Source organism: Paenibacillus sp. 10L310 (assembly GCF_056395745.1).
In genome coordinates, this window is the sequence record NZ_JBFTKC010000001.1 from 775,646 (window position 1) to 798,467 (window position 22,822).

The 22,822-nt window shown below is 45.8% G+C and carries 22 protein-coding genes and 1 other RNA gene; 11 read left to right on the plus strand and 12 right to left on the minus strand.

Annotation, left to right across the window (positions count from 1 at the left end):
* Positions 1 to 149 precede the first annotated feature (149 nt).
* From AC1DE7_RS03810 to AC1DE7_RS03825, 4 genes are all read left to right on the plus strand, one after another.
* Positions 150 to 959 carry a DUF92 domain-containing protein gene (locus tag AC1DE7_RS03810; RefSeq protein WP_036609682.1) on the plus strand — a complete coding sequence of 270 codons (810 nt, stop codon included), beginning with the start codon at positions 150 to 152 and terminating at the stop codon, positions 957 to 959.
* A gap of 13 nt (positions 960 to 972) precedes the next feature.
* On the plus strand, positions 973 to 1,551 hold the full coding sequence (locus AC1DE7_RS03815) for a TetR/AcrR family transcriptional regulator (RefSeq protein WP_017689402.1): 579 nt from the start codon (positions 973 to 975) through the stop codon (positions 1,549 to 1,551).
* Positions 1,552 to 1,611: 60 nt separating this feature from the next.
* Positions 1,612 to 3,543: an ABC-F family ATP-binding cassette domain-containing protein gene (locus AC1DE7_RS03820; protein WP_477533767.1), complete on the plus strand. Its 1,932-nt coding sequence runs from the start codon at positions 1,612 to 1,614 to the stop codon at positions 3,541 to 3,543.
* Positions 3,544 to 3,706: 163 nt separating this feature from the next.
* On the plus strand, positions 3,707 to 4,645 hold the full coding sequence (locus AC1DE7_RS03825) for a hypothetical protein (protein WP_036670128.1): 939 nt from the start codon (positions 3,707 to 3,709) through the stop codon (positions 4,643 to 4,645).
* A 120-nt stretch (positions 4,646 to 4,765) separates the two neighbouring features.
* On the opposite strand, the gene AC1DE7_RS03830 is transcribed toward AC1DE7_RS03825, so the two are convergent.
* From AC1DE7_RS03830 to AC1DE7_RS03850, 5 genes are all read right to left on the minus strand, one after another.
* On the minus strand, positions 4,766 to 5,806 hold the full coding sequence (locus tag AC1DE7_RS03830) for a M42 family metallopeptidase (protein ID WP_477533768.1): 1,041 nt from the start codon (positions 5,804 to 5,806) through the stop codon (positions 4,766 to 4,768).
* Positions 5,807 to 5,919: 113 nt separating this feature from the next.
* Complete coding sequence (locus AC1DE7_RS03835) at positions 5,920 to 6,300, minus strand: LapA family protein (protein ID WP_477533769.1); 381 nt, start codon at positions 6,298 to 6,300, stop codon at positions 5,920 to 5,922.
* A 132-nt stretch (positions 6,301 to 6,432) separates the two neighbouring features.
* A complete protein-coding gene (pepF, locus tag AC1DE7_RS03840) occupies positions 6,433 to 8,223 on the minus strand; it encodes an oligoendopeptidase F (protein ID WP_477533889.1) in 1,791 nt (596 codons plus the stop codon).
* Positions 8,224 to 8,436: 213 nt separating this feature from the next.
* The gene (locus AC1DE7_RS03845; RefSeq protein WP_036609669.1) at positions 8,437 to 8,622 is read right to left on the minus strand and encodes a hypothetical protein; all 186 of its coding nucleotides are present in this window, start codon (positions 8,620 to 8,622) and stop codon (positions 8,437 to 8,439) included.
* Between the two features lie 3 nt (positions 8,623 to 8,625).
* Positions 8,626 to 8,859 carry a hypothetical protein gene (locus tag AC1DE7_RS03850; protein WP_017689395.1) on the minus strand — a complete coding sequence of 78 codons (234 nt, stop codon included), beginning with the start codon at positions 8,857 to 8,859 and terminating at the stop codon, positions 8,626 to 8,628.
* Positions 8,860 to 9,021: 162 nt separating this feature from the next.
* On the opposite strand from AC1DE7_RS03850, the gene AC1DE7_RS03855 reads away from it, so the two are divergent.
* The gene (locus tag AC1DE7_RS03855; protein WP_017689394.1) at positions 9,022 to 9,219 is read left to right on the plus strand and encodes a cold shock domain-containing protein; all 198 of its coding nucleotides are present in this window, start codon (positions 9,022 to 9,024) and stop codon (positions 9,217 to 9,219) included.
* A 155-nt stretch (positions 9,220 to 9,374) separates the two neighbouring features.
* Here AC1DE7_RS03855 and AC1DE7_RS03860 read toward each other — a convergent pair whose 3' ends face one another.
* Both AC1DE7_RS03860 and AC1DE7_RS03865 read right to left on the minus strand, forming a co-directional pair.
* Entirely contained in the window at positions 9,375 to 10,547 is a 1,173-nt protein-coding gene (locus tag AC1DE7_RS03860; RefSeq protein WP_076249904.1) for an MFS transporter, read from the minus strand.
* 40 nt (positions 10,548 to 10,587) lie between these two features.
* Positions 10,588 to 11,928: a polysaccharide biosynthesis protein gene (locus tag AC1DE7_RS03865; protein WP_127543945.1), complete on the minus strand. Its 1,341-nt coding sequence runs from the start codon at positions 11,926 to 11,928 to the stop codon at positions 10,588 to 10,590.
* A gap of 179 nt (positions 11,929 to 12,107) precedes the next feature.
* On the opposite strand from AC1DE7_RS03865, the gene AC1DE7_RS03870 reads away from it, so the two are divergent.
* Both AC1DE7_RS03870 and pfkA read left to right on the plus strand, forming a co-directional pair.
* A complete protein-coding gene (locus AC1DE7_RS03870; RefSeq protein WP_017689390.1) occupies positions 12,108 to 13,187 on the plus strand; it encodes a tetraprenyl-beta-curcumene synthase family protein in 1,080 nt (359 codons plus the stop codon).
* Between the two features lie 53 nt (positions 13,188 to 13,240).
* A complete protein-coding gene (gene pfkA, locus AC1DE7_RS03875) occupies positions 13,241 to 14,212 on the plus strand; it encodes a 6-phosphofructokinase (protein ID WP_036609663.1) in 972 nt (323 codons plus the stop codon).
* 83 nt (positions 14,213 to 14,295) lie between these two features.
* Here the strand turns inward: pfkA and AC1DE7_RS03880 are convergent, their stop codons facing one another.
* The 4 genes from AC1DE7_RS03880 to AC1DE7_RS03895 form a co-directional block, all read right to left on the minus strand.
* Complete coding sequence (locus AC1DE7_RS03880; RefSeq protein WP_340982917.1) at positions 14,296 to 15,648, minus strand: MATE family efflux transporter; 1,353 nt, start codon at positions 15,646 to 15,648, stop codon at positions 14,296 to 14,298.
* A gap of 204 nt (positions 15,649 to 15,852) precedes the next feature.
* Entirely contained in the window at positions 15,853 to 17,034 is a 1,182-nt protein-coding gene (locus AC1DE7_RS03885; RefSeq protein ID WP_036670137.1) for a putative glycoside hydrolase, read from the minus strand.
* Positions 17,035 to 17,197: 163 nt separating this feature from the next.
* Positions 17,198 to 17,386, minus strand: a complete 189-nt coding sequence (locus AC1DE7_RS03890) for a hypothetical protein (protein WP_029880762.1) — start codon at positions 17,384 to 17,386, stop codon at positions 17,198 to 17,200.
* A 174-nt stretch (positions 17,387 to 17,560) separates the two neighbouring features.
* Positions 17,561 to 18,382, minus strand: coding sequence for a YitT family protein (locus AC1DE7_RS03895; protein ID WP_036609659.1), 822 nt, complete (start codon positions 18,380 to 18,382; stop codon positions 17,561 to 17,563).
* Between the two features lie 305 nt (positions 18,383 to 18,687).
* Here AC1DE7_RS03895 and cshA point away from each other — a divergent pair, with 305 nt between their 5' ends.
* The 4 genes from cshA (at position 18,688) to AC1DE7_RS03915 (ending at position 22,133) form a co-directional block, all read left to right on the plus strand.
* On the plus strand, positions 18,688 to 20,283 hold the full coding sequence (gene cshA / locus AC1DE7_RS03900; RefSeq protein WP_047842381.1) for a degradosome RNA helicase CshA: 1,596 nt from the start codon (positions 18,688 to 18,690) through the stop codon (positions 20,281 to 20,283).
* A gap of 219 nt (positions 20,284 to 20,502) precedes the next feature.
* Entirely contained in the window at positions 20,503 to 21,315 is an 813-nt protein-coding gene (locus AC1DE7_RS03905) for a YesL family protein (protein WP_036609655.1), read from the plus strand.
* Between the two features lie 51 nt (positions 21,316 to 21,366).
* Positions 21,367 to 21,558: non-coding RNA, 6S RNA (gene ssrS, locus AC1DE7_RS03910), on the plus strand.
* A 182-nt stretch (positions 21,559 to 21,740) separates the two neighbouring features.
* Positions 21,741 to 22,133 (plus strand): DUF1499 domain-containing protein, encoded by a 393-nt coding sequence (locus AC1DE7_RS03915; protein ID WP_017689382.1) that lies wholly within the window; start codon positions 21,741 to 21,743, stop codon positions 22,131 to 22,133.
* Between the two features lie 72 nt (positions 22,134 to 22,205).
* On the opposite strand, the gene tpx is transcribed toward AC1DE7_RS03915, so the two are convergent.
* Positions 22,206 to 22,724 carry a thiol peroxidase gene (tpx, locus tag AC1DE7_RS03920; RefSeq protein WP_036609653.1) on the minus strand — a complete coding sequence of 173 codons (519 nt, stop codon included), beginning with the start codon at positions 22,722 to 22,724 and terminating at the stop codon, positions 22,206 to 22,208.
* Positions 22,725 to 22,822: the final 98 nt, after the last annotated feature.

The following is a 22,822-nucleotide window of genomic DNA, read 5'->3' on the forward strand; positions in this document are numbered from 1 at the left end:
GTTTTGGCACTTCTAAACGAGGCCGAAACAGGTTTTTTGTGTGCTGGCGTAAGGAGTTTCGGCATTGGGATCAAACCGTGGTATAATTGAATTTCAAAAATACAATAAACGTCATGCGGGCTGTACATACGCTGCATGCAGGAGACATTATGGATTGGATTATTGGCGCCGTATGCGCTTCTATGGTGGCAGGAGCTGCCTATGCGAAAAAGTCGCTAACCCTGTCTGGCTGCCTGGCAGCCATCATGATGGGAACGATATATTACGGAGCGGGTAACCTGTTCTGGTTTGGCACGTTATTGTTGTTTTTCATTACTTCAACGTTGCTCTCCAGGTTTCGTAAAGATCGGAAGCAGGAGCTGGAGAAATCCTATGCCAAGTCAGGAAATCGGGATGCCGGACAAGTGATGGCTAATGGTGGAATGGGCATGTTCCTATGTCTGGGATACTGGATATTTCCACATCCGGCATGGGTATATGCTTTCATTGGTGTAATGGCTACCGTTACATCGGATACATGGGCAACCGAAATTGGGAGTCTCAGTCGAAAGCCGCCGCGCTCTGTTCTCACGTGGAAGGTACTTACGCCAGGTGCTTCAGGAGGTGTTTCACTTCTTGGCACCGTGGCTGCAGCCGTAGGCGGGGCTCTGATTGGTGCGGGAGCATTCTTGTTTTCCTGGATCGCCGGGATAGAAGGGCTTAGTCTGTTTAGTTGGACTTTTGTCGGTCTTGCAGGCGGGTTGGCAGGTGCTTTTGCCGATTCCTATCTGGGCGCAACGGTGCAGATGATGTATCGTTGTACTGTGTGTGGCCGTGAAGTTGAGGTACATGAACATTGCGGGCATCCAACGGTTCGGGCTCGTGGCTGGGCATGGATGAGTAACGACCTGGTGAACGTGCTTAGCTCGGTGATCGGCGGATGTGTGGCGATTGGTTTAGGTAACATTTTGGCGTTGTAGGGGGGAGTACATTTTGAGCACTGTACAGGGAGACAAATCGGAGGCTATTTTGGATGCGGCCTATGGTATTTTTGGCTCGAAAGGTTTTTATGAGACCAAAATGTCTGATATTGCAGACGAAGCCGGCATCGCAAAAGGCACCATTTATTTATATTTCAAAAGCAAGGAACAATTATTTATCGCAGTATCCAAGCGGGATTGTAACAGTTTTATCAGTCGTCTTGAATATGCTTTGAACTCGCATGAGAACACAGGTGATAAACTTGGAGCAATAGCCAAGACGCACCTTACGTATTATTATGAGCGTCGCAATCATACCAAGCTCTTTTTTATGGCACCCAATAATGATCCGGATCTGATGAAATTCATGAAGGCATTCATGAATCAATACATGAGTATGGTGTGTGAGGTACTGGAGAGTGCAAGTGTACCTGAGCCTGTATTGCTCGCTGAAGCATATATCGGAATTCTGGACCGGCTGAAGATGGATATCATGTTGAATCCGGAGTTTAATGAGGAACATCTGAACAAACGAATTGCTTTTGCAGCAGCTTTGTTTCTGGACGGATGCCGTTCTTTTTTACAAGTTTAAAGTAAGTGCGCGGATGTACGTAATATTGAATTTTAATTCACAGAGAAGTGGGTACGAGCAATGAACATAATGACGGTAGAGCAAATTGCAAAAAGTTATGGCGAAAAAATATTGTTCAAGGATGCTTCATTTGGTATGGCTGATCAGGACAAGATTGGTGTCGTTGGGGTAAATGGAACCGGTAAATCCACGTTTTTGCGTGTGATATCGGGTATGGAACCTGCAGACGCGGGACAGATCTCGATCGGTAATGACGTACGTATTCAGTTCCTGGCGCAAAATCCGGACTTCAATCCGGATAATACGGTACTGCAACAAGTATTTGAAGGTGACAGCATGGAAATGAAAACCGTGCGTGAATATACGGAAACGATGGAATTATTGGAACTGAATTCGTCCGATCCAGCGTTGCAAGAGCGATTATTACGTTTGAATCAGCAAATGGAGCAGCTTCAGCTCTGGCAGATGGAGAGTGAAGCGAAGAGCATTTTGTCCAAATTGGGTATTCGTCAATTCGATGCACTGATGGGCACATTGTCTGGTGGACAACGCAAAAGGGTAGCACTTGCTGCTGCACTGATTCATCCTTGCGAACTGCTCATTCTGGATGAGCCGACGAACCATATTGATAACGATTCGGTCGTTTGGTTGGAGCAGTACTTGCAGAAGCGCCGCGGCGCACTGCTTATGATTACGCATGATCGGTATTTCCTGGATCGTGTGGCGAATGTCATGCTGGAATTGGATCATGGACGTTTGTTCCGATACGAAGCGAACTATACACGTTTCCTGGAACTTAAGGCGGAGCGCGAAGAACGGGAAGCTTCTTCGGAACAGAAGCGTAAGAACTTGCTTCGGACGGAGCTTGCATGGATTCGTCGTGGTGCCAAGGCACGGACGACGAAACAAAAAGCGAGAATTGATCGCTTCGAACAACTTAAAGACCAGCAAGGAGTCCAGCGCTCGGGTTCATTGGAAGTATCGGTTGGCTCCACTCGTTTGGGGAAAAAGATTCTGGAGATCGAGCATCTTTCCAAATCCGTGGGTGGCCGCACGCTGATCGAAGATCTGAGTTATATTGCCGTACCTGGAGATCGGGTAGGGATTGTCGGACCGAACGGTAGTGGTAAGTCCACGTTGCTTCAGATGATATCTGGCAAGCTGGAACCCGATGCAGGTGTGGTTGACGTTGGTCCTACGGTCAATCTGGGTTATTTCACACAGGAACATCAGGAGATGGACGAATCTCTTCGTGTGATTGAGTATATTAAAGAAGTGGCCGAGAATGTGAAAACAGCTGATGGCTCTCTGATTACAGCATCCCAGATGCTGGAGCGGTTCCTGTTTACCCCGGCATCCCAGTGGACGCCAATCTCGCGTCTGTCTGGTGGAGAGAAGCGTCGCCTGTATCTGCTGCGTGTGCTGATGGCTGCGCCGAATGTATTGCTACTGGATGAGCCGACGAATGATCTGGACATCCAGACACTCGCTGTACTGGAAGACTACCTGGATGATTTTCCCGGTGTTGTCTTTGTCGTATCCCATGATCGCTATTTCCTTGATCGTACTGTGGATAAAGTTTTGTCTTTTGAGGGCAACGGTGCTGTACGTGTGCACGTCGGCGACTACAGTGAGTATGCGGAATGGATGCTGAAAAATGTGCCTGGAGCTAATCAAGAGAGTGATACAGGAGCGGCAAAGGTGAAGCAGTCATCGGAGAAAACGACGCCTGCTGTGTCAGCGGCTAAACCGAAGTTGAAATTCAGCTTTAAGGAGCAACGTGAATACGACCAGATTGATGAAAATATTGAGAAGGCTGAAGCCAATCTTGTCCGGATTAACAAAGAGATGGAAGAGTCATTTAGTGATTCTGCCCGTCTGCAGGAGTTGATGGCGGAGCAGGTTGAGGCTGAACGTCATCTGGATGAATTGATGGAACGCTGGACCGTTCTGAATGAACTTGCAGAGCAGATTGAACAGAGCAAGTCTTGATTTATAACTAAACATCGCCCTTTCTTCTACAGTGACTTTATGTCGCATTGGAGAAAAGGGCGATTTTTTTGTCTGCGAATTTGCGATTTTATGTGAAACGTTCTGTATGTTCATTACGTTGTATAAGTAAAGAATTCCATAGAAGGGAGAGAACACCACACTTATGTATAAAGAAATTAATCAACAGTTGGCAGCGCTCAAGGAAAAGGGGAGAATTTACGAGAAATGGACCAAACGTCTGGAGAAGCTTCAAACGGAGGAAAGCGAATGGGAAGCAAAGGTAAAACGTCGTCTGGAGCATCTCCAGAAGGAGCAGAAGGACGTTGATCGACTGAACAGTATGACATTGTCGGCATTTTTCTATCAACTGATTGGCAAGAAGACAGAGCGTCTGGAGAAGGAAGAGCTGGAACTCATGGAGAGCAAGGCTGCATACGACACCGCTTGTCGCATGTTACAAGACGTACAGGAGCAACGAATTCATGTGGAGCAGGAGTTGGAGGGCGGGCGGCAGTATCAGTACTGGCAGAGCGATTACAACGCGCTGTGGGGGAAGAAGGAAGGTCGACTGCTGGACCAGGATGCGGAATTGCAACAGATGGCTGAGAATCGGGAACATCTGGCGAGCGAGCTTCAGGAACTGGATGAAGCTTTCCGGGAGGGGGAATACCTGCTCTATGCCCTTGAACGTGCCGAGAAGGCTTTGGCTTCGGCAGGTAATTGGGGTGTATATGACATGATGGGTGGTGGGGTCATCTCCACACATATCAAGCGAGGAAGAATGGATGACGCTCAGGTCGCCATCATGGATGCAGGTAAGCGTCTACGACGTTTTCAGAAGGAACTGGAGGATGTAGAGATGGCAGTACATGCGGATCTGCATCTGGGGGGTCTGCTTTCATTCGCAGACTATTTCTTCGATAACCTCTTCGTGGACTGGATGGTTCAAGACAAAATTCGTAAAGCCGAACGTCAGGTGAAGGATGGACTGAGCGCGGTTCGGAAAACCATGCATGTGTTAAGAAATGAAATGCGTGACCATAAGGCAGAGTTAGAGATATTGGATCGTAAGTATCATGCATATGTCGAACAGGCAGATTAAAAGATATGACAACAAAGGCCCCTTCCAAGCACATCGAATTGTGTGCTTGGAAGGGGCCTTTTTGATTAGACAAGACATATGAATGTCACCATGATGATTTCGTAGAAAAATGATTCTGTTTTACTTGGTTGTAATGTAGGCTGCGAGCAATCGTGCCGTATTCAGGACAGCATCCTTATGTGTACGCTCCATGGAATGAGATGCATGAACTCCAGGACCGATTAGTGCTGCACGGATATTGTTTCCTCCGCGTAGTGCTGCACTGCCATCTGAGCCATAGTGGGGATAAATGTCGACGACGTAATTCATCCCATCTTGTTTGGCCAGTTCAATGAGACGACTGGTCATATCGTAGTCATACGGGCCAGAAGAATCTTTGGCACATATAGAAACGTCGGTTTCTTTACAGCTCAGGTCATCACCCATAGCTCCCATGTCTACAGCGATCATTTCACTGATTTCCGCAGGGATATACGATGCGCCATGTCCAACTTCTTCATAGTTCGAGATAAGCAGAGAGACGTTATGTAATGGTTTCCAGCCTTCACGATGTGCAGACTCAAGGATGCCAAAGAGGGCAGCCACGCTGGCTTTGTCGTCCAGATGACGTGATTTGATATAACCACTCGGCGTGATGACTGCGCGAGCATCAAAGGAGATAAAGTCGCCGACAGAGATCCCGAGTTTCAACACATCTTCCTTGGAGGAGACGACCTCATCGATTCGAACTTCCATATGGCTCTCGGACCGTTCAAAGGTACGTGCATCCGGATAAACGTGGACAGATGGATGAAGGGAGAGAATGGTGCCTGTGTATGTCTTTCCATCCCGAGTATGGATGCTGCAATATTCGTTTTCAATACTTTGCATCGAAAAGCCACCGACAGAGGTAAGCTTCAATGTGCCATAGGATGTAACCGAGCGTACCATGGCCCCTAGCGTATCCACGTGAGCGCTTAAAGCAATTGTCTTGGAAGAGTCCTGTCCGGGCAATGTAAGCACCGCACCGCCCTTGTTATTCAGCTCACAGGCGATGCCCAGTGTTGCTGCTTCCTTCCGGATCATCTCGATAATATGATGTGTGTAACCACTTGGGCTTGGTGTGTCCAGCAATTTTTTCAGGAAAGACAGAACGTATGATTCATCAATTGTAAAACTCATTGTGTAATTTCCTCCTCGGATCATGGGTATGGTGTGAAACAAAATACAGCCTGTCTGGGGGAGAGAATGTGATACTACCATTCCTGACTCGCCAGCAGGCTGTCTCTGATTGGTTACAGTGTTCCCGTAGGGTTTCCTTTGCGCTGACTCTGGATCGAATCATTCTCCAATAGGCTGTCGGATTCATTTGAGTCAAGCGAATCCATCGATTTGAAAGAATCAAACGTAGATTTGCTTGTCGCGGAACTTTCCAATTCAGATACACGCAATTTCAATTGTTTATTCTCACGTTGCAGTCTGTATTGGCGATAGATGCCATATGACCCTACAATAATTCCACCGATCAGGGTACAGCCGAGAATCAGCAAGATCAGCGGGATTTGTACCGTGTTAAATAACAGGTTGACTTGTACGGAATCCACATTAATAACCGCAAAGATTCCCGTGAGCAGTGCAAAAACAAGACCTGCTATGAGTGCCCATTGCATTTTCATGGTGTTGCCTCCTTGTTGAACAATTGAGAACTAGATATGCATTACCCATATTCGGGTATGTTGCATCTTGCAATGATGATAAAATCCCCTGCCCGAACGGGCAAGGGATGTAGGTCACATGGAAAGACAACCTTATTTGGTTAGTTGCTCCATCTGTTCAATCAATTCCTTGAACACACTCATAGCTTCACGAATTGGCTGTGGTGTAGACATATCCACACCTGCTTTTTTCAGAATGTTGATGGAGTAATCACTGCCACCACTCTTCAGGAAGCCAAGATATCGGTCAACAGCCGGTTGGCCKTCTTCCAGGATTTGCTTGGAAAAGCTTGTTGCTGCGGAGAAGCCTGTAGCATATTTGTAAACGTAGAAGCTGTTATAGAAGTGGGGAATACGAGCCCATTCCATTTCAATTTCTTTGTCAACAGCCATGCCTTCTCCGTGATATTTAACGTTCAGATCATAATAGATCTCGGATAACAATTGTGGTGTTAATGCGTCACCTTGTTCCGCACGTTCATGAATGATTTTCTCGAATTCAGCAAACATGGTCTGACGGAATACCGTTGTACGGAATTGGTCGGCATAATAGGTCAACAGATACAATTTTTCCTTTGGATCTGTTGATTTGTTAAGCAGATAATCCATCAGCAACGCTTCGTTGGTTGTGGATGCAACCTCAGCCAAGAAGATGGTGTACTGTGCATCACGATACGGAAGTGTTGTATCCGAGTAATGTGAATGCAGAGCGTGACCCATTTCATGTGCGAGTGTGAACATACTGTTTAGGTTATCTTTGTGATTTAACAAGACATACGGGTGAGTGCCGTAAGCGCCCCAGGCATATGCGCCTGAACGTTTATTTTCATTCTCATATATATCGATCCAGCGGTTATCATATCCATTCTGCAATGCGTCAGCATAGTCCTTGCCGAGTGGTTTCAGACCGTCTTTAACGGTTTGTTTCGCTTCCTCATAGGTAATATCCATTTTGTATTCGTCTACGAGTGGAGCGAACAGATCGTACATGTGCAATTGATCCACACCCAGCAACTTTTTGCGCAGGTCCATATAACGATGCAATAACGGAAGGCTCTCGTGAATGGTGTCTACCAGATTGGTATACACATCCGTTGGGATGTTATCTCCATATAGGGACATTTCCATCACGGAAGGGTACTTCCGAACATTAGCATAGAACATATTTTTGGTTACATTTGCATTCAAGGCAGCCGCAATTGTGTTCTTCTGTTTGGCATACGTTTCGTATACCGCTTTGAAGGCACGTTCGCGAACTTCACGGTTAGGGTTCTCCAGGAACTGAATGTAGCTGCCGTGTGTCAGCTCAACTTCGTTACCATGTTCATCCTTGATTCTTGGGAACTTGAGATCGGCGTTATTCAGCATGCTGAAGATTGTCTGTGGTGCTTGTGAAAGGTTGCCTACCTGTGCAAGCAAAGCCTCTTCTGCTTGGCTAAGAACGTGGGCTTTTTCGCGTTTCATCTCTTCCAGCGTAAATGTATAAGCAGAAAGTTTTTCGTTTGCAATAAATGCGTCCAACTGATCATCCTGCAGGGAAAGAATCTCCGGTGTGACAAAAGAAAGTGCTTCACCAACCCGTACGCCTAATTTCTGGGCTTTTTGGGACAGGTTTTGATATGTAGGATTCGCTGTGTCTTCATCTTGATGCATACGTGCGTACACAAAGAGGCGTTCTATTTTGAGGCTGATCTCATCTTCGAATTCGAAGCAAGATTTGAGTACATCAGGTTGATTCAGTTTTCCTTGGAATTCGGAGGCCTTCTTGGTCAAAGACGATACTTCTTCATATTCTTGATCCCAGGCTTTCTGATCGGCAAATAAATCTTCCAGTTTCCAGCTATGTTCAGCCGGCACCTCGGAACGTTTCAATAATTGACTCATGGAAATCCTCCTTTGATGATCCGATGAATGTATGGACGAAGCTGCCTTCGTCTCGCTTGCCTGTGCGGAGAGAGACGAAGGAATCAGACTAAGTACCAGGATAACAGATAGCGATTTCTGGTATTTCAACGGCCTTCCTCCTTACGATACGAATAATCTCGTATAGTATGACCTTAGGCACGTTGAAATATTTGAGCATCTGGGTCCCCGTGATTAGGCTCCCATGTTATACAGAAAATAAACGATCAGGAAAAAGGCGAAACAAATGAGCAGGGTAGCAATAAGCGCCATTCCCCGTCTTAATCGATCCGGGATGGAATTGCGTCCCAGAATAAGCACAATACCAAGGGAGAAGGCAAGGATAATAAAGATGACGACATTGCTTGAGTCAAGCTGCATGGGTTAGACCCCTTTGAAGGCAGCCATCAATTGACGCCATTCATCCTCACGGTTCTCAAAATCTGCTTTTGGAAAACGGCGTTCAGCCCAGTGCATTAATGCAGGACGGCTAAGGAATGTATGGCATTCTTCGCCCCACTCTTCCGAAATTTCTCGCAGTACGAGATATTTGCCTTGAACTTCTACGGTCATCATATTCCACTTGTCTGTTTTGTATATTTCATGTTTTTTTATCATAGGTAGTCTCCAAACTAACGGTTTTGGTAAAATGATACCGTACCCTACGATTCAAAGCAAATTTTTTCGACATTTATGGAAAGATAAATTGCAAAATGGAAGCCCATACAGTATAATAAGGGTATTCGCCATAGATGGCGATATTTTTAGGAGGTTTTTCATTTGAAAGGTACAGTTAAATGGTTTAACGCAGAAAAAGGCTATGGCTTTATTTCAGTTGAAGGCGGCGAGGACGTATTCGTACATTTCTCCGCAATCCAAGGAGATGGCTTCAAAACATTGGAAGAAGGTCAAGCGGTAGAATTCGAAATCACTGATGGAAACCGTGGTCCTCAAGCAGCTAACGTAAACAAACTGTAAGAATTTATCCGGCTAACGGACTTCTTATATATTATAAATTTATAGCTGAATATTAAGAACCTAAGCACAGTCCCCCATGGGAGGCTGTGCTTTTTTTGATTCTAAAATTTTCAGTGTATATAACGGTTGAATACGATGTAAGTTTCCCTGTGTGTTCACGAGACACGATTGGTCATGCTGGACCATAACTTCAATCCGAAACCGATTAGTGCAGCCAGGGAGAAAGCCATAGCGGTGAGATAGAAGGTTTGTCTGCCTGCATGTTCCAGCAGCAGTCCGCCCAACGTTCCACTAAGAAGTCCCGAAGCACTGGACCAGACAATGGTGAACAAAGCCATACCTGTAGCTCTGTAGCCGTCCGGAACTAGGCGAATGATGTAGCGGACCGCCGTAACGTAAAAAATACCAAAGGTAACACTGTGCATCGTCTGAATCGCAACAACAGCTGCAGGTGTATCGGAGACAGACATGAGAAGCAAACGAACCGTATACATCAGTGCAGCAAAAGCAATTAGCGGCAGTTCTTTATAACGGTTTCCATACTTGCTGAGCAATAGAAATATGGGGATTTCACTTACGGAAGAGATCAGCAAAGACCAGCCGATCAGCCCCTCGCTGGCACCCAGATCTTTTAGCGTGATGGTAAGAAATGCTTCGTTCATGCGATGTCCCATGGCAAGCAAAAATACACAGCCAAAAAAGGTGAGCACATCTCTGCGTTTCAAAATAGCCCATAACCCCGATAGATCCATTTTGCTACTGCTTCCCGAAGGTTGATCCTTCAATTGAAAACCGATCAATAGTGTAGTTGCAGCAAGACCAACGCAGACCCAAATCGTCCATGCTGGACCAAAAGATCCAAGGAAATACCCGATACTTAATGCAAAGAAGGCATAACCGATCGATCCGAAGACTCGAATGGAAGTGAAATTTCGGCCGTACTTGCTGGCCGTTGTAATAGCCATCGTATCGGAGAGTGGATAGACCGGATAATAGAAAAAGTAAAACAGGGTCACGAGTACAAATACCTGACCGAAAGTTGTTGCATTGGCGAGCATGATTCCTGTGATCAATTGACCACCAAGCAGAATGATCATCACTTTGCGTACCGTTTGGTAGCGGTCGCTGGCCATGCTCCAGAACATATTGGAGAACACAGAGATGAGGGGGCCAATTCCGTAGAGATATCCAATCTCAGCCCGACTGAAGCCCAGATGACTGAAGTAAAGCTGGAAGTAGGATACCACCAGAACGGTGGAACCAAAGATGGTGAACATGAGAGCCCGCAACCAGTTCTGATCCGGGCGGGCGTTGTGACTTAATTTCATGATGAGAGACTCCAATCTTGATAACAATTCAATGATTTTATTACCCTTTCAGGGATGTTGATTTACGGGCTTTCGGCACGGACATCGTAGGTTCTTGCTTCGTGCGCCGGATGACAAGCCAGACAATGATGAGTTCGGCGAGCAGGCCAAGGGATTGGGCAACAGCGCCAATCATGCCGTTCCACGCAGGAAAAATACTAACCAGTATAAGCAGCACAATTACCGTGCAGATTGCATTCGCCGTTTGCGAACGAAACATCGTTTTCGTCTGACCGCGAAGCAGAATGAGGCCATTGCTGAAATCCAGAAAAGGGAAGATCAGCGGAAATAAGACGAACGCACGCAGTGTCCACAGACTTTGTTGCAACAGTTCGCCCTGAACGCTCATGACATTTTCGAGTACCCATGGTCCTAAGGGGGTATAGGCAATCGAAACCATCATCGCAAACGGAATAAATCCGGTGACAAGTGCGAATTTTCGTACCAATTTGGCGTCCACAAGGTAGAAATTCAGCACGATCTGATGGATGTATGTAAAGAAGCTTAGCATCAACTGCATCAGACTGCTTGCTATGGCAAAGGATGAAATGGCTAGTGCGATCCCGGTCGTTTTGCCAAGTACGATGTTAATAACCGGTCCTATGAACAGCGCTACAAAGCTGGATAACAGCAGCGGCTTATAAAAGCGAAATACGTCTCCCTTGCTCTCGACGGGATGATCCTCAAGCTTGGCTGGCATCTTGCGCTTGATGCTGTTACCCTCCAGAAAGCTGACAAGCGCTTCAATCATCATGCCAGTAGCAAAAATGATAGCGCCTACACGTCCACTGTTAATGCTGTCTGTATATATGAAATAGAGGGAAAGGCCGTACATACCGGCTAAACGGAATACCATCCCGATGGTTAACCACTTGGTGCGGTTATTCGTAATGATGATCCCCTGATAGATGTTGCGGATCACTGAAAAGATACTTACATACATGAGAATTTCATATACGTCGATGACTTTGTTCAGCAGATCCGGACTTACACCAAACAAGTATTTGAACACCCCGGTACCAACGGGAGAGTATACGATAAGAAACCCAATGAGAAGCACACAGGCAAGAAATATTTTGGTCACAAACGTGAGGGCCTGAAAGGAAAGGCGATCGCGGACCAGTGCGGAACAGGTTTGCCGCAGCAGGGTGGAGGGGCGTTCCGTGAGGGTTAACAAGCTTCCGGCGATGGCATAGCTGGCAATAACCGTCTCGGGATGAGCGGAACGTGCTAATGTGCTGTTTATGATGACGTGAGAAATGGTGACGAGAGAGGCGGAAATGCCAAGTGGCACAAAAAAAGAAAATAACCGTCTCCACGAAAGTGATTCACTTGACGACATGTCAACGACTCCTTTGATGGATGAAATATGCCTAGTATATCACAAAGCTTTGGGCGCGGATGCGATTTTTTATGCGGAATATGCGGCAGATCATTTGTACAATTAAGGGGATCATATTATAATAGGAATGGTTAAAAATCGCTCTAATACGTATTCAACCAAGTGGAGGCACATTTATTTTGAGCCAATCAAATCGAAAACGTCATCAATATCCGCGTGGACCGCTGGCATTGATGAGAGGGGTGTACAAATACACCATTCCGGAAACACGGAAGGCACTGAATGGATGGCGTGCTCAAGCTGAGGCGATTCCGAATGAGGAATTGCGTACACAGGCACTTGCCAGTCTGAAGGATAAACAGTTTCACTGTGAAGGCGGAACCGTCTACGCATTAGCTGATTTGCCAAACAGACACATTCTGATTCCGCTGATCGTTTCATATCAAACTATTAGTGATTATTTGGACAATCTGTGCGACCGCAGCACGTCGATGGACCCGGATGACTTTCGTCTTCTCCATCAATCCATGCTTGATGCGGTAGATCCCGAAGCAATTCCCGTCAATTATTATGCCCTCCGTGAGGAGCAGGATGACGGCGGATATCTGCGGAATCTGGTGACCACATGTCAGGAACTGACCCGTCAGTTACCAGGCTATACGTCCGCCAAGCCCCAAATTCAGGATCTGGCAGGCCTATACACGGACCTGCAGGTATATAAGCATATCAAGCCGGAACTGAGAGAAACGGCACTGCTCGAATGGTGGTCGGAGCATCGCCATCGCACACCTCAGTTTCGTTGGAACGAATTTGCTGCTGCAACTGGCTCTACACTGGGCGTTTTCATGCTGTTTCTGGCTGCGAGTGACGATCAGTTGACTGAAGAGCAAGCGGCCTCGATCCACACGGCCTATTTCCCACATGTATGCGCATTGCACATTATGCTCGATTATTTAATTGATCAGGATGAGGACCGCATCGGGGGAGATCTCAACTTCTGCAACTATTATGAGAATGTAGAGACAATGCTGGACCGAATTGCTTTTATTGTGGAGATGGCACGCAGCGATGTGCAGAAGATTCCGGGAAGCTCCTTTCACCGGATGATCATCGAAGGACTGATTGCCATTTACCTGTCTGATCCCAAAGTCAGCGAACAACAGGAAGTTCGCGTTGTATCCAAACGTCTGCTGAAAAATAGTCCGATCACAAGAATATTTTTTTTCATTTTCAGTCGCTGGATACGGAAAAATATGTAAGTCAGGTGTGATATTGCGGAGCCTGAAGTGAAACTAGAGGAGGAAGAAACATCATGACAGCAGTAAAGAAAATCGCAGTATTAACGAGCGGTGGTGATTCACAGGGGATGAACGCGGCTGTTCGTGCGGTTGTTCGCAGCGGACTGTTTCACGGTCTCGAAGTATTTGGAGTTCAACGTGGATACCAGGGTCTTTTGAATAATGACATTTTCCCAATGGATTTGCGGAGTGTAGGGGATATCATCCAACGTGGGGGAACGGTTCTTCAATCGGCACGTTGCAAGGAGTTCTATACCGCTGAAGGTCAGCAAAAAGGTGCGGACATTCTGCGTGCGCGTGGCATTGACGGTCTGGTTGTTATCGGTGGGGATGGTTCCTACAACGGAGCGAATAAACTCAGCAAGCTGGGCATTAACACCATGGGTCTGCCAGGAACGATTGATAACGATGTTTCATTCACCGACTATACCATCGGATTTGATACAGCTGTAAGCATAGTAGTTGATGCAGTAAACAAATTACGTGATACGATGTCTTCACACGAACGTTCTTCCATCGTGGAAGTTATGGGTCGTCACTGTGGGGATATCGCTCTGCATGCCGGACTTGCTTCGGGTGCTGAAACGATTCTTGTCCCAGAAGTTCCATTTGATATGGACGAAGTAGCAGATCGGATGAAAGCTAACTTTGCACATGGCAAACGTCACAGTATTATCATCGTTGCAGAAGGCGTAGGCAAAGGTGAGGATGTAGCAAAAGAACTGATGGAACGTTGCCCAACGTATGAGCCACGTGTAACCGTTCTGGGTCACATTCAGCGTGGGGGTACGCCAACACCTTTCGACCGTAACTTGGCAAGCCGTCTTGGCGACTTCGCTGTTCGTAGTCTGATCGCAGGCGAGACAGACAAAGGTTGTGGCATTATCAAGGGTGAACTTACCCTGACGGATATTGATAAAGTGGTTAACACAAAAAAAGATTTCGATATGGTGACTTACGAGCTTGCACAACGTTTGTCCCAATAATTCGATTCTTACGCAAAGAGCACAATCCCGCTTTAACGTGGATTGTGCTCTTTTTGTTGTTTCACGGAGTGAGTATATCAATGTTACGCCTTGCGGAGTGCGGCTTGTTTTTGTACCAGGAAGAGTCTCCAGAGAAGCGCTGTTGCTCCTACGGCAAGGCCGGCAATAAGCCCGATCCAGTATCCAAAGGCGCCGAGTGAAGTATACGTAGCTGTTAGGTAACCTACAGGCAGACCAATGATCCAATACGCTACAAACGTAATGATCAATGCCGGATTAACATCTTTGTAGCCACGTAATGCTCCTTGGGTCGGTGTAGCAATCGCATCCGAGATCTGAAAGAAAATGGCGTAGATAAGGAAATGCTGCGTAAGTGCAATGACCTCCCGATCGTTTGAATACACGCCTGCAATCTGTTCGCCGAACACAATCAACACGATCGCTGTCAGCAGTGAGAGTCCGATGGCTCCACCAATTCCAAGCAGACTGTATTGTCTGGCATCTCTCAGACGCCCCGCACCTGCCTCATAGCCCACAAGGATCGTAAGAGCCATACATATGCTCACAGGTAACATGTAGAGCGTAGAAGCGAAATTCAGCGCCGCTTGATGGGCAGCAATTGTTGTGGTATCGAAACGGCTCATCATTAAAGTCACAGCAGCGAAGATGGACGTTTCGAAAAAAGTCGCGAATCCAATGGGCACTCCAATCTTGAGTAACTCTTTCCATTTGGACAATGATACACGGGTCCATTGACGGAAAATGCCATACTGGGCGAAAGGTTCGACCCGATGGACAAAAAAGAGACTAATAAGAAAGATCAGCCAGTATGTACATGCTGTAGCAACACCAGCACCAACACCGCCCAATTGTGGAAAGCCCCAGCGACCGAATATCAGCAGATAATTTAGAAAGATGTTAACGGGCAGGGAAACCAACGTAATGAACATCGTAGTCCTTGTCTGGCCAAGTGCATCCATGAAGCTGCGCAGCACTGTATATCCGAAGAGCGGGATAATGCCAAAAGCAAGTGCACACAAAAAATAGAAGGCAACTTGGGCAACCCGGGGCTCCAGAGGCATTCCGTTCAGTATAGGGCCAAGTAACAACGCCCCGGCTCCGATCACGACGAGACTGACAGCAATTCCAAGATACAATGCCTGGATGACGTTATACCCGATCTGATCATTACGTTTGGAACCCAGCAGATGGGAAACGACAGGTGTAATACCGATCAGAATCCCGCTTAGTCCAGTTTGAACTGGCATCCATAGACTTGTGCCAATCGCGACGCCTGCAAGGTCGGCCGGAGAAAACTTGCCTGACATATTGGTGTCGAAGAACGACATGGCAGAGAGGGCAATTTGAGTGGTGAATATGGGCAAAAATATAATCAGGAATTGCTTCACTTTTTGGGAAAAACTTGTTGTGTTCATGTTCACTGGCAGTGCCTCGCTATTCTAAAGAGATGTCATCCAAGTGTCATATCTGGACAGCTATTTATTGTAGTGGATTTTGTTCAATTTGAATAGGGACAGAAGCAGAGTAGGGGTGTACAGAGAAAAATGAACACCAAAAAACCTCGCTCCGCTTCAAGCAGAACGAGGTTGGATGAAATGAGAAGTATGAAAGAGTGCGGATTACTTATATTGTACACCTGATGTATAACGGTTGGACGCATTCCAGAGCAGATATTCATGCACATCCATGTCTTTCATCGCTCGAATCTGGTCTTCCACTTGTTTCTTGCCATACTTGACATAATGCCCACTGCCCAGCCAGCTTGCTGTGAAGTCCTGGATCCACGGACGAATGACAGGTTTGAGTTCTTTGGTAGGGTCCAGTTTCTTGTGTGTATCTTCCATTGAACCCTTGATGGTTGTGTAAGGATCTTTGTCAGGGTCCTTGACCCCATACCAGCCAGTAGAATAGTGACTAGGGTATACCATCGGTGAGATGACATCCACATTTTCGGATATTTTAACAAAATCCTGTCCAATGCCTTCAGCCGCAGGTACAGAAGCGGCATAACCAAAAATATCAACCGAGACACGGACCCCTAGCGGGGCTAACTCTTTGCGTGCATATTGCACGAATTCAGCCACAACATCGACGCGTGACTTGTCAGATTTGGTATATTTCAGTACATCGGCTCGAGTTTCGAAACCTTCCGGGAAACGAACGTAGTCAAATTGAATCTCTTTAAATCCAAGCTTGGCAGCTTCCTTGGCAATCTCAATGTTATAGTCCCATACTTCCTTGCTGTACGGATTCACAAAGCTGTCGCCTTTGCCATTTGCCCATACAGATCCATCCTTGTTACGGAAGGAGAGCTCCGGATTTTTCTTGGCAAGAATCGTATCTTTGAATACAACGACACGTGCAATCGGGTAGACCTCATGTTTTTGCAATCGTTTCATCAAGGCATCGATATCCCGGATAAAAGGTTGCGATTTACCCATTTTCTGAAGCGCTTTGTTTTCTGTGGGATAAGTTATGTATCCGAGATCGTCTTTGATATCAATGACCATGGCATTCAGTTCTGTACTGTCTGTCAGTTCCAGCAATTCTTTCATACGTGCGCCGCCTGCGCTGTAGGCCGTTACATAAATACCTTTGACCACAGGTGCATCAGGTTGAGGATCAATTTTGGCAGGTGGGTTATCGGCATCAATAACAACCTGATCTTTTTGAGATTGGATAATTGCGGTGTTAAAACTGTTGGTTAACGATTGGAATTGAGGATTTCCCTGGTCCGCCACTGCGGGGGCACCACCAAAGCTTCCAAAGGCCATAGCCATTAAAGCCCAAAACATGTTCATTCATTTCCACTCCCTTATGTGTGCATTCCATGTATGAATTATACATTAAAGCCTCTGGGCTTTTAACCATATTAATCAAGTAATGAAACACATGGAAAAAATGAAAACCGCTTCCTGCTGAGGAAATCCCCTGCAAGAAGCGGCGTGATCAATCTGAAAAAAATTATTGAATGTAAATTTCATTTTGATGCTCACAAATACTGTACTGAATGATTTCCATTGCGTCTCCCTGTTCCAGGATGCCCAGCCCATCCCGGAGGACAATCAGTGAGTCGAGTTCATTCGGTTTCAAGAAAGGGAGCATTTCCGGGCACCATCTGTTGACAATCTCAAACAGTTTTACCGTTTCCATATCCACAATAATCACCCTTTCCTACTCGAATTCCAAAATGGTAAGTCATTCGGCGCGATTCGGGAAAGCATATGGCCTGTGAAATTGAAGGGTTGAACCTGCTATACAACATATTTAGGAGCCGTACACCGTTATTATACCACAATGTTGTGAATTGTTAACCGTACAGGTGTCTCAACTTCTGCGAAATGAACCCATAACACCAACCGTTTCCACAATGTTAACAAAAGCGTTTGGATCTGTATCCTTGATAATACGTTTAATTTCAACCAACTCGTAGCGGGTGGTAACGGTCATGAGCATGTCCTTCTCAATATCCGTATAGGCTCCCTGAGTCTTAATTTTGGTAACTCCACGAGGCCGAACAAGTAATTTTTTTAACATGGCTTCGGTTTCGTTTGTAATAATGTACAGTGTTACTTTGACGTGACTGATATGGATCAGATCAAGCACTTTGCCTGTAATGTAGATAGATACCATGGAGGCCAAGGCTGTATTCCAATTGTCACTCAGGTATCCCGCAAGCATAATGATCGTACCGTTCATGCCGGCCATCACTGTACCAATCGGAAAGTCTCGTTTACGCGTGAAAATGGACCCAACAATGTCGAGTCCTCCTGTGGAGCCGCCCACTCGGAAGGAAACGCCAGTGCCCATTCCAATAAGCACACCGCCAAATACAGAACTAAGTAAAGGGTCTGTAGCCACAGCAAAAACAGGCAGAAGCGCAATGAACCAGGAAGTGGCTGCTACCGAAAGAATACTTAATGTAATGAAGCGTCGTCCAAGAATAAACCAACCTGCAATGAGCAGGGGAATGTTAAGAACAAAATACATTATACTAAGATTCAACGTTGTAAAATAACCCAGAAGCATTGAAATACCGGACACCCCGCCGCTTAAAAGCTGATGGGGGACCAAAAACCAGTTGAAGCCGCAGGCAATAGCTGCAGCACCCAAAATGATCACTAAAGAGTGCCAAATTATTTTGGGCAATTTAATCACCTCATTTATATTTAAAACCAGATTGCTGGTAATCTTGAATTGTTTTGTGATATAATAATTTGTGGATATTCTTGAGTAGGAAACTTTTCCTAAATGGAGCAATAAAATTTTGAAATGTTTCAAACACATGTATGTAGTTTTAGTCTTATGTTGGGGACCCATTCATGGAATTATATTCGTTAGTGAAAATAATTCGTCCCGTTGGGATACCCTATAAATATTAACGCTACTTAAGAATACAGACAACAAAGTGGATTGTCCACCATGTCCACCATATAAAAGGAGCATGAATAATTTTGACAAATTTAAACTTTACAGATTTCAATCTTGAACCACTGGTGCTGCAAGCCATCACTGAGCTCGGGTTTGAAGAAGCAACACCGATCCAATCCAAAGCGATTCCTTTGGCACTCGAAGGCAGAGATTTGATTGGTCAAGCTCAAACAGGTACGGGTAAAACAGCTGCATTCGGTATTCCGTTGATCAGCAAAATCTCAAAAAGTGACGAGAAAATCCGCGCCCTTATTATGGCACCTACACGTGAACTTGCAATTCAAGTTGCTGAAGAGATCGAAAAACTCACTCGCTTCAAAGGTCTTCGCTCCCTGCCAATCTACGGCGGACAAGATATCGTGCGTCAAATCCGTGCACTGAAAAGAAAACCACAGATCATCATTGGTACACCTGGACGTCTCCTTGACCACATCAACCGCAAAACAATCAAACTAGATGATGTACAAACTGTTGTACTGGATGAAGCAGATGAAATGCTCGACATGGGTTTCATGGAGGATATCCAATCCATCCTGAAACAAGTTCCAGACGAGCGCCAAACTATGCTGTTCTCAGCAACAATGCCTCCTAACATTCAAAAATTGGCACAACAATTCTTGAACAATCCTGAACACATTTCTGTGATTCCGAAACATGTTAGTGCACCATTGATTGACCAATCCTATATCGAAGTACCTGAGCGTCAAAAATTCGAAGCATTGAGCCGTTTGTTGGATATGGAATCTCCTGAACTAGCGATCGTATTCGGACGTACAAAACGTCGTGTTGACGAATTGGCTGAAGCTTTGCAAAAACGTGGATATTCTGCAGACGGTCTTCATGGTGACTTGTCCCAGAATCAACGTGATGCGGTAATGCGTAAGTTCCGTGACGGCAGCATTGACGTACTCGTTGCAACAGACGTGGCTGCACGTGGTCTCGACGTATCTGGCGTAACTCACGTTGTTAACTTTGACCTTCCGCAAGATCCGGAGAGCTATGTTCACCGTATCGGTCGTACAGGTCGTGCGGGTAAAGAGGGTGCTGCTTGGTCCTTCGTTACACCGCGTGAGATTGATCACTTGCACTTCATCGAGCGTGTAACACGTCACCGTATTCCACGTAAACCACTGCCAACAATGGCAGAAGCGGTTGAAGGTAAACAACGTTTGACAGCAGAGCGCTTGCTGGAAATCGTACAATCAGGCGAACTGAACGAATACAAAGGTATTGCGATTCAAATGCTTGAGCAATATGATTCTGTTCAACTGTTGTCGGCTGCACTGAAGCTCCTGACAGGTGACAAGAAAGATGCTCAAGTTGATCTGACTCCTGAAGATCCAATCCGTGCAAAACGTCGTAAACCGGATGTTCGCTCTGGCGGACGTAAACCATCGGGTTACAGCGGTAACCGCACAAGTGGTAGCGGCGGCAGTGGTGGTGGTTACAACCGCGATCGCAACAGCAGTGGCAGCGGACGTGGCGGTTACAACCGTGATCGTAACAGCGGCAGCAGCACTGGCGGTGGAAGCAGAGAAGGTGGTTACAACCGTGACCGCAAACCGCGTCCAAGCAGTAACGAAGGACGTCGTCCTGCGAAAGATTCTTCTTTCGAGTAATATAAACGTATGATCTGAAAAATGGAGCGGGCAACTGCTCCATTTTTTTTATTTTCAAAGTGACTGCATCATTTTATTTCACTGCCAGAAGCGGCCAGAAGCGCTAGCTAAGGATAATGACGATCTCTTTTCGGGAAGTACTGGCTTTTCCTATCTATAATAAGGTATATTAATATTAGACTTCAGGTAATTCGCAAGGCTGCAGAGGAGGAGAAATGTTTGGAATTTAAAGGAGCTATGGGTGGGATCTACCGGCTTACAGAGTGGATTACGAGACTGGCCGCAACCAATCTGTTGTGGGCTATTTGTTCGTCTCCGTTCTTGTTTTTCTTGATTATGAAACTGCTCGTGATGCAGCAGAACCTCGCAAACGAATCATTGCAAATGAACTGGGCTATAGCTATTGTGGCACCGCTTACACTGTTCCCGGCGACTTCGGCGCTGTTTACGGTTGTTCGTAAATGGAATATGGGTGATACGGATGTACCGATCTTCCGTACTTTCTTTGTAGGTTACAAGGAAAACTACAAGCAAAGTTTAATTGGGGGCATTTTTTACACACTGCTGTTCGCGATTATGTATCTGGATTATACAGTGTACATGACGCAGTTCCGCAATATGCAGCTCGTGGGAATCATTATGTTAGTACTGCTTCTCTTGTTATTTGTATCACTCTTTAACTTTTTCTCGATGGTTGTACATTATCATATGTCCATCGGACTCATTATCAAAAACGCGGTATTGCTTACGCTGATCAGACCATTCCGTGTATTTTCCACATTGCTGGGAAGTGGATTGCTGTTCTACATCGGTTTCCGTTATCCGGTCTTGTTTGTTTTCTTCATTATCAGCATCATTGCTTGGTTCGCTTTCTTTAACTTCTACGCAACCTTCAACAAGATGCAGGAGCAGATGGAGAAGATGCAACTCAAGAAGGAAGAAGAGGAAGCTGCTGCGCTGGCTGAACAATCAGCAGAGAATGGTGAAACACCTGAGCCATCAGACGACAAAAACATTACATTGCAAAAATAAAACATGATGAATCGCCATTTACTTTTTACACAGTTAGGGATATAATAATTGTACATCCTGCGATGTACGTTTCGGTTATTCGTTGTTTTGAACCAATGATGATGTCTTCGGGAGATCAACACAGAATGTTGCTGAAAAGCCCTGTCTATACGACATGGGGACTTCAAAAAGCATTTTTGCGGTCACCCACCTGCCAAGCAGGTTCATAAGACAATGTAGCCGGACGGCATAGGCGGGTTCCTAAATCTTCATGTACAGCACCCTGACTTTTCCTCTACAAAAGGAATTTCAGGGTGTTTTTAAGTTGTGATGAATGTTTTTGATTGGTTTTATGATAAATATGATGCTTGCCCTTTTGTTACTACTTGAACAATGTTACACTAAGATACATAAATGGAACGGTTACAATCAAAGGAGGAAGGGTCTTGACCTTAAAGAGAACGCTCGTCGGTATCATCCGCAGCATGGAGGGGACCAGCGATCGAGCCAAGGATCCCAAATTAAAAACACGGTATTATAACTTATCCAAAGACAGAGCCTGGGAAGAGGTCTCTTCGACACTCAAAAAGATTCCGGGTTATAAAGTGCTGCATGAAGTGCCTTCTGTTGGAGAAGTTATTCTGGAGAAGCGGACTACCTTTGGACGGACGATGGATATTACAGTTTCCATTATCTCAGTAAGTCCTGTTCGCAGTGCGGTGGATATGTATTCAGCTTCACGTGGTTCACTTGGAGACTTGGGTTCCAATTATCGCACGATTATGAACTTATTCTCTGTACTGGATAAAAAGCTAAGCAAGTATAAAGCAAATGATTGAAATAGATGATAAATAACAAAAAGCGAGTGAAGGTTAACCTTCCTCGCTTTTGTTCTGAACGTATGATAACTTCTACAGCAAAGCTTTTACAGCAGCAATCGCTTGTTCGAAGTTAGGGGAGTCTGTCATTTCAGGCAAATACTCCACATATGTAATCCGGTCTTCGGCATCCAAAACAAAAATGGAGCGCATGTCGAGTTGGAATTCTTTGATCAGAACGCCGTAGTCTTCACCGAAAGAACGTGTTTTGTAGTCTGACAATGTAACTACGCGGTCAACACCAGCTGCTCCACACCAACGAGCCTGAGCAAACGGAAGGTCAACGCTTACTGTCAAGACAACAACATTGTCTCCGAGTTCTCCAGCTTCCACGTTGAAACGACGAGTTTGCGCATCGCATACGCCAGTATCCAGGGAAGGAACAACGCTGATTAATTTGATTTTGCCTGCGAAGTCTTTCAGGGAAGCGTCCTCAACCAGGTTCTTGCTCAGTGTAAAATCAGGTGCTTGATCGCCCACTTTCAGTTCGGGTCCGATCAATGTAATAGGGTTGCCTTTAAATGTGGCTGCGCCTGTACGTTCTTGTGTCATAATAATGTTCCTCCTTATAAATTGGTGATCCGTGCCAAAATCCATTATAATCTTTTATGAAAGGCATTGTCCAATTCGGGCATGTACCATTACGATGG

Bases quoted from the DNA above. Each gene is read 5' to 3' on its own strand.
- AC1DE7_RS03810 (WP_036609682.1), top strand. From the start codon at position 150: ATGGATTGGATTATTGGCGCCGTATGCGCTTCTATGGTGGCAGGAGCT.
- AC1DE7_RS03820 (WP_477533767.1), top strand. From the start codon at position 1,612: ATGAACATAATGACGGTAGAGCAAATTGCAAAAAGTTATGGCGAAAAA.
- AC1DE7_RS03825 (WP_036670128.1), top strand. From the start codon at position 3,707: ATGTATAAAGAAATTAATCAACAGTTGGCAGCGCTCAAGGAAAAGGGG.
- AC1DE7_RS03830 (WP_477533768.1), bottom strand. From the start codon at position 5,806: ATGAGTTTTACAATTGATGAATCATACGTTCTGTCTTTCCTGAAAAAA.
- AC1DE7_RS03835 (WP_477533769.1), bottom strand. From the start codon at position 6,300: ATGAAAATGCAATGGGCACTCATAGCAGGTCTTGTTTTTGCACTGCTC.
- AC1DE7_RS03845 (WP_036609669.1), bottom strand. From the start codon at position 8,622: ATGCAGCTTGACTCAAGCAATGTCGTCATCTTTATTATCCTTGCCTTC.
- AC1DE7_RS03850 (WP_017689395.1), bottom strand. From the start codon at position 8,859: ATGATAAAAAAACATGAAATATACAAAACAGACAAGTGGAATATGATG.
- AC1DE7_RS03860 (WP_076249904.1), bottom strand. From the start codon at position 10,547: ATGAAATTAAGTCACAACGCCCGCCCGGATCAGAACTGGTTGCGGGCT.
- AC1DE7_RS03865 (WP_127543945.1), bottom strand. From the start codon at position 11,928: ATGTCGTCAAGTGAATCACTTTCGTGGAGACGGTTATTTTCTTTTTTT.
- pfkA (WP_036609663.1), top strand. From the start codon at position 13,241: ATGACAGCAGTAAAGAAAATCGCAGTATTAACGAGCGGTGGTGATTCA.
- AC1DE7_RS03880 (WP_340982917.1), bottom strand. From the start codon at position 15,648: ATGAACACAACAAGTTTTTCCCAAAAAGTGAAGCAATTCCTGATTATA.
- AC1DE7_RS03885 (WP_036670137.1), bottom strand. From the start codon at position 17,034: ATGAACATGTTTTGGGCTTTAATGGCTATGGCCTTTGGAAGCTTTGGT.
- AC1DE7_RS03890 (WP_029880762.1), bottom strand. From the start codon at position 17,386: ATGGAAACGGTAAAACTGTTTGAGATTGTCAACAGATGGTGCCCGGAA.
- tpx (WP_036609653.1), bottom strand. From the start codon at position 22,724: ATGACACAAGAACGTACAGGCGCAGCCACATTTAAAGGCAACCCTATT.